Source organism: Pseudomonas sp. S1_G07 (genome assembly GCF_054668565.1).
Window position 1 is genome coordinate 2226307 of sequence record NZ_CP162778.1, and the last position, 14077, is coordinate 2240383.

Annotated in this window: 12 protein-coding genes; 9 read left to right on the plus strand and 3 right to left on the minus strand. The window is 61.0% G+C overall.

The genetic code is table 11. The features are described from left to right. Positions 1-77: 77 nt before the first annotated feature. Complete coding sequence (locus AB4O05_RS10150) at positions 78-2489, minus strand: glucose/quinate/shikimate family membrane-bound PQQ-dependent dehydrogenase (RefSeq protein WP_460131263.1); 2412 nt, start codon at positions 2487-2489, stop codon at positions 78-80. A 483-nt stretch (positions 2490-2972) separates the two neighbouring features. Here AB4O05_RS10150 and AB4O05_RS10155 point away from each other — a divergent pair, with 483 nt between their 5' ends. After that, a complete protein-coding gene (locus tag AB4O05_RS10155; protein WP_460131262.1) occupies positions 2973-3206 on the plus strand; it encodes a VF530 family protein in 234 nt (77 codons plus the stop codon). Between the two features lie 4 nt (positions 3207-3210). Further along, positions 3211-3834, plus strand: a complete 624-nt coding sequence (locus AB4O05_RS10160; RefSeq protein ID WP_460131261.1) for a Pr6Pr family membrane protein — start codon at positions 3211-3213, stop codon at positions 3832-3834. Between the two features lie 43 nt (positions 3835-3877). Here AB4O05_RS10160 and AB4O05_RS10165 read toward each other — a convergent pair whose 3' ends face one another. Both AB4O05_RS10165 and AB4O05_RS10170 read right to left on the minus strand, forming a co-directional pair. Next, entirely contained in the window at positions 3878-4645 is a 768-nt protein-coding gene (locus tag AB4O05_RS10165; protein ID WP_460131260.1) for a siderophore-interacting protein, read from the minus strand. Further along, positions 4642-5190: a PadR family transcriptional regulator gene (locus AB4O05_RS10170; protein WP_460131259.1), complete on the minus strand. Its 549-nt coding sequence runs from the start codon at positions 5188-5190 to the stop codon at positions 4642-4644. Before AB4O05_RS10170 ends, AB4O05_RS10165 begins: the two co-directional genes overlap by 4 nt. A 527-nt stretch (positions 5191-5717) precedes the next feature. On the opposite strand from AB4O05_RS10170, the gene AB4O05_RS10175 reads away from it, so the two are divergent. From AB4O05_RS10175 to AB4O05_RS10205, 7 genes are all read left to right on the plus strand, one after another. Next, positions 5718-6215, plus strand: a complete 498-nt coding sequence (locus tag AB4O05_RS10175; protein ID WP_460131258.1) for a CS1 type fimbrial major subunit — start codon at positions 5718-5720, stop codon at positions 6213-6215. A 119-nt stretch (positions 6216-6334) separates the two neighbouring features. Next, positions 6335-8854 carry a CS1-pili formation C-terminal domain-containing protein gene (locus AB4O05_RS10180; RefSeq protein ID WP_460131257.1) on the plus strand — a complete coding sequence of 840 codons (2520 nt, stop codon included), beginning with the start codon at positions 6335-6337 and terminating at the stop codon, positions 8852-8854. A 35-nt stretch (positions 8855-8889) separates the two neighbouring features. Then, positions 8890-10116, plus strand: coding sequence for a hypothetical protein (locus AB4O05_RS10185; protein WP_460131256.1), 1227 nt, complete (start codon positions 8890-8892; stop codon positions 10114-10116). 54 nt (positions 10117-10170) lie between these two features. Continuing rightward, a complete protein-coding gene (locus AB4O05_RS10190) occupies positions 10171-10929 on the plus strand; it encodes a molecular chaperone (RefSeq protein WP_460131255.1) in 759 nt (252 codons plus the stop codon). A 5-nt stretch (positions 10930-10934) separates the two neighbouring features. Further along, complete coding sequence (locus AB4O05_RS10195) at positions 10935-11417, plus strand: CS1 type fimbrial major subunit (RefSeq protein WP_460131254.1); 483 nt, start codon at positions 10935-10937, stop codon at positions 11415-11417. A gap of 44 nt (positions 11418-11461) precedes the next feature. After that, complete coding sequence (locus AB4O05_RS10200) at positions 11462-12694, plus strand: hypothetical protein (protein ID WP_460164869.1); 1233 nt, start codon at positions 11462-11464, stop codon at positions 12692-12694. 161 nt (positions 12695-12855) lie between these two features. Next, a complete protein-coding gene (locus AB4O05_RS10205; RefSeq protein WP_460164870.1) occupies positions 12856-14028 on the plus strand; it encodes a hypothetical protein in 1173 nt (390 codons plus the stop codon). Positions 14029-14077 lie beyond the last annotated feature (49 nt).

Below are 14077 nucleotides of genomic sequence, written 5' to 3' on the forward strand. Positions count from 1 at the left end.
CCATTGTGCTTTTCATGGCTGATTAAAAAGGCGGCTACCCGTGAGGGTAGCCGCCTGTGTTTTACCGCCGGTATTGCTTAGTCCGGCAGTTTGAACGCCATCACATAGTCACCCTGCTTGGTGCCCAGGGAACCATGACCACCGGCCACGACCAGCACGTACTGCTTGCCGTCCTTGCCGGTGTAGGTCATCGGTGTGGTTTGCGCGCCTGCTGGCAGGCGGCCTTCCCATAGCTGCTTGCCGTTTTTCACGTCATAGGCACGCAGGTACTGGTCGAGGGTACCGCTGAGGAACGCCACGCCACCGGCGGTGGTAAAGGTGCCGCCCAGGCTGGGCACGCCCATGCTCAGAGGGATCGGAACCGGCGAGCTGTCACGCACGGTGCCGTTCTTGTGCATCCAGAGGGTCTTGTGGGTGGTCAGGTCGACCGCGGCCACATAACCCCACGCCGGTGCCTGGCACGGCAGGCCCATTGGCGACAGCAGGGCTTCGAGGATCACGCCGTACGGCGCGCCTTTGTTCGGCTGCACGCCTTCGGTTTCGCTGACCCGTGGGCCTTGCTTGGCGATCTCGGCGGCCGGGATCAGTTTCGATTTGAATGCCATGAAGCTTGGGTTGACGAACGCGATCTGGCGTACCGGGTCGACGGAAATGCCGCCCCAGTCGAACACGCCGAAGTTGCCGGGGTACACGATGGAACCCTGCAGCGAAGGCGGCGTGAAAGCGCCGTCGTAACGCATGGATTTGAAGTCGATACGGCACAGCATCTGGTCGAACGGCGTCACGCCCCACATGTCACGCTCTTTGAGCGGCGGTGGCATGAAGTTCAGCTCAGACTTCGGTTGGGTCGGGGAGGTGCGGTCGCCCGCCACCGCGCCTTGCGGTACCGCCACTTCGTGGATCGGCACGACCGGTTGCCCGGTGGCGCGGTCCAGCACGTAGATGCTGCCTTGCTTGGTCGACGCCATCACCGCTTGCTTCACGCCGGCTTCGGTCTTGATGTCGATCAGGCTTGGTTGGCCGCCCACGTCCATGTCCCACAGGTCATGGTGAGTGAACTGGAAGGTCCACTTTACATGGCCGCTGTCGATGTCCAGGGCGGTCAGGCCAGCGGCGTACTTCTCGGAATCGTCGGTACGGTCGCCGCCGTATTGGTCGGGCATCTGGTTGCCCATCGGCAGGTAGAGCATGCCGAGTTTTTCATCCACGGCGAACATGGACCACATATTCGGCGAATTACGGGTGTAGGTCTTGCCCTCGGCCAACGGGGTAGTGTCGTCCGGGTTGCCGCTGTCCCAGTTCCACACCAGTTTGCCGGTGTGGACGTCGAACGCACGGATCACGCCGCTGGGCTCGTCGATGGAGACGTTGTCGGTCACGTGGCCGCCGATCACCACCAAATTCCTGGTCACCGCCGGTGGCGACGTGGAGTAGTAACCGCCTGGGGCGAAGCTGCCGATGTTGGCGCGCAGGTCGACCTGGCCTTTGTCACCGAAGTCTTCACACATCTTGCCGGTGTCGGCGTTCAGGGCGATCAGACGGGTGTCGGCGGTCGGTACGAAGATGCGCTTAGGGCAGGCGTTCGGCGCGGCGGCCGAGCTGGCGCTGCCGGTCGGGCTCTGCTCGGAGGCATAGACGGCGTCATCGTGATACGCCACGCCACGGCAGGTCATGTGCGCCCACCCCTTGAAGTTCTCGGCACCCTGGGTGCTGAGCTTGGGGTCGAAACGCCAGATTTCCTTGCCGGTATCCGGGTCCAGCGCGATCACCTGACTGTGCGGCGTGCACACGTAGAGCATGCCGTTGACTTTCAGCGGGGTGTTTTCCGCGGTGGTCTCGCCCGGATCGTTCGGGCCAGGGATGTCGCCGGTGCGGTAGGTCCACGCCGGCTCCAGCGTGTGGGCGTTTTCCGGGGTGATCTGCGCCAGCGGCGAGTAGCGGTCGCCAAACGCCGAACGGCCGTAGGAGTTCCAGTCGCCATCGGCCTGGGACGGTGCGGCACTGGCCATGCCCGGTACCGCGTCGCGGTCCAGTTGGCCTTTGATCTCACCCGGGTTGGTGAACTGGCTGGCAACGGCGGCGGCGCCGGCCAGTACCACGGCCACACTCAGTGCGCCGGTAGCCAGCGGAGCCGATTGGCCACGCAGCAATGGACGGCGAAACCATGGGAGCAGCATGACGATGCCCAGGGCGAACAGCAGCGCCAGGCGCGGTACCAGTTGCCACCAGTCCAGGCCGACTTCCCACAGGGCCCACACGGTACTGGCGAACAGCACCAGTGCGTACAGGCCCAGCGCAGCGCGGCGGGTGGCCAGCAGCAGGAGGCCGGTCAAGGTGATGCCGATACCGGCCAGCAGGTAGTACAGCGACCCGCCGAGCATCGTCAGCTTGATACCGCCGGCCAACAAGGCCAGGCCCATGATTAGCAGCAAGACGCCTAGCAGCCTGGGCAGCAGGCGGCTTGGACTTGAAGCACCATCAGTGCTCATAGTGTGTTTCTCCGTGACGTTGGAATAATTATGTAACCCCGTGCTTCACTCACTGTAGATGACGATTCGGCACCGGCTTGGTTCAGCGGTAATTCGGTTTTTCTGGAACCGGCGAGGGTTATCCACAGGCGGACGATTTATCCCCAGGCGCACTCGGGGGTAAGACAGCGCTGTCTTTGTAGTTGGGAATAATCCGCAAGATGGGGTCGACCGGGGGAGTGAAACGTTTCAGGTTGGTGCGAAGGATAAAGGGAGTGACGGCCGAGAGAAAGCGTAAATCGCAAGATGCATCATTTCAGATCTGGTAACAGTGACCCAGTGTCGCTGCCGAATAAGGCAAGAGGGCCTGCTCCCGAAGGGGGGACGGTGTTTGTCGGCAAGGCAACCTTGCCTGGGGGGCTATATTCAATGCAGTGCTTCCACCGGTACGCCCCGTCGGCTAAGGTGCGCGGCTGTGTTTCCTCTTTTTGCAAAAGGCCTGGCATGACCGCGACAAGCAACGACCCGCTCCATGGCGTGACCCTGCAACACGTGCTCACCACCCTGGTGGAACACTACGAATGGGAGGGCCTGGCCGAGCGCATCGATATCCGCTGCTTCAAGAGTGACCCGAGCCTCAAGTCGAGCCTCACGTTCCTGCGCAAAACGCCGTGGGCGCGTGAGAAAGTCGAGGGTTTGTACGTGAAGCTGATGCGCACCAAACGCCCGTTGGATTGACCCCATGAAGCGGTATGTGGCGGCAGCGGCACTCGCGGGTTGGGCGGGGTTGGCGATTCAGCAGTACCTGATTTTCTATTCGCGCTGGACCACCGACGCCAGCCTGCTGGGCGGGCTGATCAACTTCTTCAGTTTCTTCACCGTGCTCACCAACACCCTGGCGGTGGTGGTGTTGAGCTATGCCGTAGTCAATCGGGATTCGGCGGCGAAGCGGTTTTTTCTCGCTCCAACGGTCAGCAGTGGCATCGCCGTAAGCATTCTGCTGGTGGGCTTGGCCTACAGCCTGTTATTGCGACATTTGTGGCAGCCCGAAGGCTTTCAATTTATCGCAGACGAATTGCTGCACGACGTGATGCCACTGCTGTTTCTGGTTTATTGGTGGCGCTGTGTGCCCAAGGGTAGCTTGCGGGTCAAGCACATCGGCCTGTGGGTGATTTACCCGCTGGTGTACTTCGCCTATGCGCTGCTGCGCGGTGATTTGCTCGGGCAGTATCAGTATCCGTTCATCGATGTGCTCACCCTGGGTTATCCACAGGTGTTCGTGAATGCCGGAGGGCTATTGGCGGGGTTTGTGCTGATTGCGTTGGCCGTTGTCGGGCTGGATAAATCGCTAAAGCGCGAACGGTAAAAAACAGTGGGGCAGGCAAGCCCCACCTCGATCGCGTTGGGCTTTACTCGTCGTCGCTACCTTCGGCGCGCCAGTAGCCCACGGCCTTGAGAAACGCCTCATTGACCTTATGGGTGTCCAGCAGCACGCGCCGTACCTGGCGTGACAACTTGGATTCGGTGGCGACAAAGCTGTACAGCGTGCCGCCTGGCAGCGTGAGGTTCTGTACGGCCTCCAACAGGTCATCCTTGCCGCGCACCACCCACACCACCTCGACGTCAGCGGCGCTGTGCAGTGTTTGCTGTTCCGCCACATCGGCGATTTCAATCACCGCCAGCACCTTGCGCCCGGCCGGCAGTTCTTCCAGGCGACGGCCTATGGCGGGCAGTGCGGTTTCGTCGCCGATCAGCAAGTAGCTGTCGAAGATATCCGGCACGATCATTGAGCCGCGTGGCCCACCGATATACAGGTGCTGCCCGGGCTTGGCCTGCTCGGCCCAGGTGGCGGCGGGGCCGTCACCGTGCAACACGAAATCGATGTCCAGCTCGCCAATCTCCAGGTCATAGCGGCGCGGCGTGTAGTCGCGCATGGCCGGCTGTGGGCCGTCGCCCTTGATGGTGAACGTCGGACTTTCCAGCGCCGCCTGCTCGGCGGCGTTCTGCGGGAACAGCAGCTTGATGTGGTCGTCGCTGCCCAGGCTGACGAACCCTGTCAGCTCAGGCCCGCCCAAGGTAATGCGGCGCATGCGCGGGGTGATATCGACCACACGCAATACGTCGAGGCGGCGGAGCTTGATCTCGTGGGTCACGCGGTGGATGGCTTGCGTATTCATTGGGCTTTCCCGTCGGCGATGGATTGGGCAGTGCTGTTGAGCAGCGCCGCGACACGTTCGATCTCTTCCGGGCTCCAGCGCCCGTGGTGCGCATGCAAGGCATGGCGCAGGTTGTGCACCGCCTCGTGAATTTGCGGCGGGCGGTCATGCCCGCGCAGCGAGCGTTTGCTCAGTTGGATGCGCATGCGCACACCGTCCAGCGCGATCGCTTGCTCACCTAGAAAGAGACGTCCGGCGTCGGTGATTGTGTAGCGTTTTTTTCCGCCTTCGGCGTCGCCGCTGATCAATTCGCTTTCTTCCAGGAAGGTCAGCGTCGGATAGATCACGCCGGGGCTCGGGGTGTAGGCGCCGTCGAACAGGCTTTCGATACGGCGGATCAGGTCGTAGCCATGGCAGGGGTGTTCGGCGATCAGTGCCGGCAACAGCAGTTTCAGGTCCCCCGGCGCGAACACCCGAGGGCCACGCCCACCGCGTTCGCGGCCGGGGCGTTTGTCGAAACCGTCAGGGTCGTTGCCAGGGCCGTGGTGATGAGGATGGTCGCGCATCTTCGTGCCTCTGTGAAAGATTTAGACATAACTTAAGATATATCTTATTTCATGGGTAGAGGGTTGCGACCAACGGTCAGCGCCCGCATTGACAGGCCAGGCGAGCCATAGCAGCGCAAAAAATCGTAGACGTACCTATAAAGAGAGGTCTATAAGTAATAATTAGAGTTAAAGCTCCAATCGATTGTTATTATCTGTACCTGCTTAGTTAACGAGTTGTTTGTGGTATTGTTCTGACAGTTTCTTCCCTTCGCTACACTAACTTTTCTGTATGTAGTCCAGTTCTTACGGATACTTTATAAGTTTTGGCAGAATGCCATCTTTTTCCCTCAAGCCCAGTTTCCTTAGGCTACCGGCCAGTAGGAACGAGCCTGCATACCTGATTTTTCAGTTGGTGGATCATTGCCCGGCGTTGCAGTGGTTCAACTTGCTGGCAGCGTATTTCGTTGTAAGTCACCTAAAGCCCACGGCTTTTAATTCAACTTAACAGCGAGCCAATTAATGCTGAAAACTTACAGGTATTGACCATGTTCAAGAAGTTTGCGATTGCTGCTCCATTGGCTGTTATTGCGCTGAGTTCGCAGGTGGCGTTCGCTGCCGGTGAAGCCAGCCACACCGTCAATCTCAAGGCGAACATTCCGACCACCGTGTTTCATGTGCAGCCACGCGATCCTAACTGGGGCCGTGACGAGACCATGAGCTACAACCTGGTGAGCGGTGAGCTGGCGCCACTGAGTGCTATCTACGACATGCGCAACACCAACGGTTCGATCCACGCCTACATCGAAGGTGGCCCGGCGGTACTGTTCAACGGTGATGCCTCTCAGAACATCGCGCTGACCACCACCCTGAACGGCGTCACCCTCAGCGGTACCCCTCAGGAAGTCGTGAACGATGCTGACTCCACCCCAGGTATCGGTGCCGAACTGCGCATCGCCGCCGCCAAGCCGAGCGCGACCCAGCGTGGTTCCTACACCACCGTGATGCCGTTGGTCTTCGACGCGGTACTGCCTGTAGGGCCTTGATGTTGATGAATGCCTGCTGAGCCGTTGCGCTCACGGGTAGCTGTTTGCAGGTCGGCGGGGGCCCCCACCTCGTCGGCCTGGTTTTCAACCCTGCATCTTGGCATTCAGAGTATCCGTTCATGTTCCCGATGACCCCCATCGCGGCTGCGCTTGCGCTGTTGATTTGTACGAGTGCCCTGGCGGCTCCGGCGTCTGCTGCGTCGACGCCCGGCAGTCTGCTGGCGCAGTCCCAAGGTTTGCCCGCCGGGTTTTCCGACCATTTCTTCGACGTGCCGCTGGCTGTACGTGTGGACCTCGATCAGCAGTTGCTGGGTGAGGCGCTGATCGTGTTGTCCCGAGATGATCGGGTCACCCTGCTCGAATTTACCGACACCGGCGACAGCAAGGTTTCCGCGGCAACGCGCGATACCTGGCAGGCGATCCTGGAGGAAGGCGTGGCCCTGGGCCCCTGCACCCAGTCTTGTCCCCAGCAGTTGGTGTCCGCGTTCTATAACCTGGAAGGCTCGCAGCTGTCGTTGATCACCCAGAACGTAGAACTTGCCGATGAAACTCCGCGGTTCTATGAGCAACCCGAAGGCGGCAGCCTGGGGTTGATCGTCAATAACCAGTTGAACCTCAATGGTGGTGACAACCAGGACCTGGGCGGGCGCTACGGCCTGCAAGCCAGTTCCAGCGTGGGCAACTGGAGCCAGGTGTTCAACCTGCAACTGGCGCGCCAGAGCGGCGACGACGAGCCGATGCGCCACGCGATCCATGAGCTGTATACCCAGCGTGAACTGGAAGGCCGGTTTTTCCGGCTGGGCCATTTCACCCCCAATTCCGATGGCCTGACCCGCCAACTGCGCAGCTTCGGCGCCAGCCCCGACACCGCACTCGGCGTGATGTACGGCAGCTCCGACAACCTGGCCATCAACAACCCCAAGCCCAGTGTGTATCCGATCTACGTGACCGCCAACCGCCAGGCCGCCGTGGAGATCTACCGCAATGGCTTGCTGATCAACACCCAGGCCGTACCGGCCGGCTTGCAGACCCTCGATACCCGCACGTTGCCCGGCGGTATTTATGAAGTGGAAGTGCGCCTGATTGAAGACGGCATGACGGTCAGCACCACCCAGGAGCTGGTGTACAAGCCCAATAACTGGCGCAACGTCGACGATCGCTGGCGCTACAACGTCTTTGCCGGGCGCGAGACCAAGCTGTTCAGCAACTGGGAAGAACAAGCCTCGGGCTCGATGACGGCCGGTGCGTCGCTCAACTACCTGCTGCACCCGCGTGTCATCCTCGGCCTGTCGGCCCGTGAAGTGCGCGAGCAACTGCAATATGGCGGCTCGGTCGACTGGACCGTGGCCAACAACACCAGCCTGTACGCCAACGTGTTCCAGACCCAGGATCACGGCACCGGCATGGATGTGCAGGGGCTCTATACCTTCGGCGCCACCAACCTGGTGTTCAGCCACAACCGCAGTTGGCTCGACACCCGCGACACCTACGAAACCCTGCCGGACGGCACCCGTCTGCGCCGCAATACCTTTGTCGGCCAGAGCAGCAATACCGCGCTGTCGGTCAACCACCGGGTCGATGCGAAAAATTCCTGGAACCTGCGCCTGTCCCACAGCCAAGGCAATGTCGAAGGCGCCGGTGTCGACCTGGGCTGGAGCCGTCGCGATACGCTGATGGGCAGCGATGCCAACTGGCGTTTCTCGCTGTTCGACCGTCCCGGCACCAGTGGTACCAACGATCAGCGCAACCGTGGCGTGGATGTAACCCTCAGCCTGGCGCTGGGCACCGACGGCCGGCAGATTTCCGGCAGCATCGGCAGCCGCACGGCCCGTGAGGGCGGGCGCGACAACAATGCGTCGGTCACCTATCGCCAGGACCTGCAGGACCACGTACTGCAAAGCGTCTCGGCCACGGCGATCACCGACACCTATGGCGTGGGCTTGTCGGGCATGGCCAGCTTCAATACCGACGCGGTCAGCGGCGACGGCTTTGTGCAGCGCAGCTCCTACAACAACGACCTCACCGGTGGCCTGAACCTCAACAGCACCCTGGTGGTGGGCGCCGGCAAGATGTTGCTGAGCAGCCAGTACCAAGGTGACGGTGCCGGCATGATCATCGACGTGGAAACCGACATCGACGAGATCGCCCTGCGCGCCGACGACTTGAGCGGTGGCAGCAGCGTGCTGCGTCCGGGCCGCAACTATGTGCCGGTGTCGGCCTACAAGAGCAGCACCGTGGCGTTTGACTTCGACGGCAACTACCCACCGGCCGCCAACATCCAACCGGGGCGTTCCACCTACCACCTGAACAAGGGCGGGGTGGACTACCGCAAGATCACCGTGATGAAAACCGTCACCGTGCTCGGTCGCCTGCTCGACAACCAGGGCGCGCCGCTCAAGGGGCACCACGTGATCAACCACGCCAGCCGTGGCGTCAGCGAGGTCGACGGGTTCTTCTCCATGGAAATGAGCGCCAGCTCGCCGACCCTGGAAGTGCGCTACCAGAACCAGTTGCTCTGCCAGTTCCGTCTGGACTCGTCCAAGGTCGTCGAGGAAAGGGATGTGCTGATGATCGGTGACTTGCGCTGCACGCCGGACACCCTGGCTGAACTCACTCCTGTACCCAAGGCGGCTGGCTGAATGTCAGGGCAAGACGCTAAAACGGAATTATGTGTATGAACACTCGAACCACAGGCACGGGTTGGCGAGCGGCGTTATCAGGCGTGCCCTTGTGCCTGGCGACACACTTCGCCTCGGCCGCTGTGCAAGACATCACGGCGGAGTTTCGCCCGGATCCTACCAACCCGATGGTCAACAAGTTCACCAACACCACCCCGCAAAGCGGGGTATGCCCTGGGCATATGCCGGCCAGGTGCGAGGCACTGGGGATATTCAGCATCCGCACCACGGATATCACCTTTGCCGCTACCGCCCCGATCGAGCCCTACCACGCCGATCCCCGGCAGGGCCTGACATTCAAGGTGCCGTCCGAGTGGCGCAGTTTTGAAGTGGTGTCCGACCAGGGTGATCGCGAGGTGGTGGAGATGCGTATTTCCGGTATTGGCAGCCGTTTCAATACGACCAACCCGCCCGGTGTGCATATCTGGAGCCCGCTGCCGGTTAACTGGACGTTGCCGCCACCGCCCTGCCAATACACTGGCATGTGGGCGGCGGGAAATACCCTTCGGCTGTGGTTCTGGATTGTCCCGGAAGGTGCGGGGGCTTGCAGCATGGTGACGCCGGAGCGGGTCCCCACCTCCAATTTCAGCATGCTCGAGTATGCCTATGAGTTGCGCACACCCAACCCCCTGGGCATGCAGGCGGGGCAGTACACCGGGTCGATGTCGTACACCATCGGGCCTTACAAGGACTTCGATTTCGGCGATATCTACGTGCCGAACGACGAGGTGCTGACCTTCAATTTCACGTTGTCGGTGGAGCATGTCCTCAAGGTTGACCTGCCGCCGGGCGGCAACCGTATTGAATTGTTGCCCCAGGAAGGCTGGCAAGCCTGGCTCAACCAGGGGCGTCGCCCGACGCGGTTGTACCGCGACCAGACGTTCACCATCGCCGCCAGCCATCGATTCAAGATGATGCTCGAGTGCGGGCTGGTCATCGGCAACACCTGCGGCCTGCAAAACAGTGACGGCGACCAGGTCCCTGTGCAGATATCGACCACCCTGCCATTCGGCCTGACCGACCAGTACGACCAGGCACTTAAACAACGTCCGCTGCGCCTGGACGGCTCGGGCACCGAGTTTATTCAGGCCACGCATTACGTGAACCAGCGGCCCGGCACCTTGCACTTTGAAGTGGCCAGGGACGACGTGGCCGACATGCTTGAAAAGCCCGGCAGCACCTACCGGGGCTCGGCGACAGTGGTCTGGGATTCGGAAGTCTAGTGCTGCCGTGGGCATGCCCGCGGCGCGCGTTCAATCAATGAGGCGTAATCAACAATGAAACATGCAGTGTTATGGATCGGGCTGTTCCTCTACTCCCTCACCGCCCAGGCCGCGCCGGCGATCAATGTCGGCGTGGTGTACGACTACCTGGAGGGAGACCGCAGTTCCTACCTCAAGCGCGTCTTCAATGGCGGCACCACCACCGCGTTCATCAAGGTCAACGTGCTGGAGATTCTCTACAACGAAGACGGCACCTCCCGTGAAGTGCCGGTGCCCTCGCTGACCGACAGCCAGGGCGCCACCACCAGCCGCGACGGCCTGATGGCCAGCCCGGCGCGGATGATCGTGCCGGCGAACGGGCGCCAGGGTACGCGCTTGCTGTACATGGGGCAGCGCGACAAAGAGCGTTATTTCCGCGTGCGTTTTATCCCCGTCGTACCGGAGAAGGAAGACGACTTCGCCGTCACCGACCAGGAACGCGCCGATTACAAGCAAGGCCTGGCGGCCGGGGTCAACGTGTTGGCCGGGTATGGCACGGTGTTTTTCGTGCGGCCCAAAGACACCCGTTTCGACACGCAGGTCACCGAGAGCACCGAGCAGTACCGGCTGCGCAATGCCGGCAACAGCGTGGTGGTGCTCGATGAGTTCCGCAATTGTGCCAAGGGCAACGCCACCGACTGCGAGCCCACCACCAAGCATCACATCCTGCCGGGGCGTGAGCTGAAATTCGAGATAAAAGCCGACCGTCAATACAGCTTCCAGATGATTGAAGGCCGCGACAAAAAACTGATGACGGTCAACAGCAACGGGTGATGACGATGTTCAAGCAACTGACACGACTGGCCGGGCTGGCGGTGCTGACACTCACCGCCACCCATGCCTGGAGTTTCCAGGAACGCCATAGCTTCGAAGTGTCGGTGACGATTCCAGTGCATGAGGCCTATGTGCTGCCGTCCGAAACCGACTGGATGGGCCAGGAGCAGCAACTGGCCTGGAACCTGGCGACGGCGCAACTGGGCAGCCTGCGCAAGAACTTCGACGTGAAGAACCTCAGTGGCGGCGTCGCTGCGCGCCTGGGGGCCGAGCCGTACCTGTTCAGCGGCCGCGACCGCATCGACTTGCAGGTGCTGTTCAACCGCGTGCCGCTGACCCTGGACGCCACCGAAGTGGTCAACGCCGACGAGGCCCGGCTGGGCCGGCGCGCCTTGCTGGATATCGCTGCCATCGAGCCCGAAGGCGGTTATCAGGGCGGCGAGTACTACGGCACCGTGCATATCGTTTTTGATTTTCTCGCGCCCTAGGCTGCACCCCTTCCTCGTTCAGATCTAAAACGGCAGGTTTACGGATGAAAGTTCGACGTATAAGACACTGTGGCGCGCTGCTGCTGGCGGGCCTGATCGGGGGAGGCGTTGCTGCGCCTGCCCGAGCGATGACTCAGGACATCACGGCGGTGTTCAATCCTGACCCGAGCAACCCCATGAGGAACGAGTTCCGCAATACCACGCCGCTCTCCGGGGTGTGCGCCTGGCATATGCCTGGGCGCTGCGAGCAATTGGGCATCTTCAGTATTCGCACGGACAGCTTCTCCACCGCGTCGACGCGCATTGAAGCCAATCACGAAGACGAGCGCAAAGGGGCGATGTGGCAGGTGCCATCGTCCTGGCGCGATGTGCAGGTTACCCATACAGGGACGGGGCAGGTTGAGACCGTGCAGGTACGAATCGCCGGTATCGGCCACCGTTTCGACACACAGCCCAACAACATGGCCTGGGAGGAACCGGGGCAGAATTGGGTCTGGAAATGGTATTACGCCCCCGCCCCCTGTGAGAGCTCCCAATTCCTCACCGGCAACGCCAGCTTTGCCTTGTTCTTTTGGCTGGTGCCGGAAGGTGCCGGCGTGTGCAGCGTGAAACCCGGGCAAACAATCACGGACTTCCGGCTCAGCACCTTCGAATTCGCCTATGCCCTGAAAACCCCCAACCCGCTGGGCATGTCGCCGGGGCAGTACACCGGGAGCCTGACCTACACCATCGGGCCCGGCATGGACTTCGATTTTGGCGATGTGATCATTCCTAACGACAATCAGTTGACCTTTAACTTCGATCTGAGCGTGGAGCACATCCTCAAGGTCGAGCTGCCGCCTGGGGGCAGCCGTATCGAACTGTTGCCCCAGGGGGGCTGGCAATCCTGGCTCAACCAGGGGCGCCGACCGACGCGGCTGTACCGCGACCAGACGTTCACCATTGCCGCCAGCGGTCGCTTCAAGATGATGCTTGAGTGCGGCCTGGTCATCGGCAACACCTGCGGCCTGCAAAACAGCGAGGGCGACAGCGTGCCGTTGCAGATCGCCGTCACCCTGCCATTTGGCCTGAACGATCAGTATGACCAGGCACTGAACAAACGCCCCTTGCGCCTGGACGGTTCAGGCACCGAATTGATCCAGGCCAGGCACTACGTGAACCAGCGACCCGGCAGCTTGCACTTTGAAGTGGCCAGGGATGACGTTGGCGAAATGCTCAAAAAACCCGGCAGCACTTACCGCGGCACGGCGACGGTGATCTGGGATTCGGAGGTCTGATGCTGCGTTGGGCGTGCCTTGCCGAGCACCTGCTGACGGGGTCAACACGGCAATGGCACCTCGGTGCCCTAACGACGGATAACCTTGAGCGAGTTATGAGTAAAAGTAGAGCAAAGATGGCCTGTTTGGGGCTCGCAGGATTGTTCTGGGCCACTCCTGCCATGGCAATCGTTCAGGATATATCCGCCGATTTCCGTCCCGACCCCTCCAACCCGAACGTGAACCGCTTCACCAACACCACGCCGGTGAGTGGGTATTGTGCCGAGTCCCCGCACACGTGCGAATACTTGAACATTTTCAGTATTCGCTTGCCGATCGTGTTCGAGTCCAGTGCCCCGTTGGCTGCTGCTCCCAGCGATCCGCGCCAGTCTGCCTTGTGGACAGTACCTGTACAATGGCGCCCGTTGACGGTGGTCAATTCATACGGCGAACAGGAAACCGTGGAAGTACGCATCAGTGGTATTGGCTCAAAATACGTCCTGGACCGACGGCCTGAGGAACTGGCGCCCGGGTCTGGGGGGTTATTTGAGGCGCACAGCAGGTTATGGCGCGAAGGCTACTGGGGGTTTGCGCAACTGCCCTGTCAGTCCACCAATTCGAGTAGTTTCGGCGGGACCTACGTCCAATTCTTCTGGAGGACGCCAGAGGAGGGCAATTGTATAAGAACTGCCCAATATGAAATTCCGTCTCTGCACTATGAGTATCTGGATATCGCCTATGAATTGCGTACGCCCAACCCTCTGGGTATGTCTTCAGGTGTGTATACCGGTGTATTGACCTACAGCATCGGGCCCAACCAGGATTTCGACATGGGCGATGTGATGTTGCCCGATGACTCGGCGCTGACCCTGAACTTTACGCTGGACGTACAACACGTGCTCAAGGTTGATATCCCGCCGGGCGGAACTCGCGTCGAGTTATTGCCTCAGGGAGGCTGGCAGGCCTGGCTCAATCGGGGGCGCCAGCCGGTGCGATTGTCCCGCGACCAGACCTTCATCATCGCCGCCAGCTCACGCTTCAAGATGAGCCTGGAGTGTGGCCTGGTGATCGGCAATACCTGCGGTTTGCGCAACAGCGATGGGGATGAGGTGCCGATGCAGATTGCGGTCAGCCTGCCTTTCGGCCTGCGCGATCAGTACGACCAGGCCGTCAATAAGCTCCCGCTGCGCCTGGATGGCGTGGGCAGTGAACTGTTCCAACCGGTGCAGTACGTCGACAACCGACCGGGCACGCTGCATTTCGAGGTGGGCAAGGACGATGTGGCCCAGATGCTCAATGCATCGGGCAGTACCTATTCGGGTACGGCGACCGTGGTGTGGGATTCGGAAGTCTAGTCGCCCCTTGTCGACACAACCGTTGGAAATTGGCGCTTCTCTCTGAGGT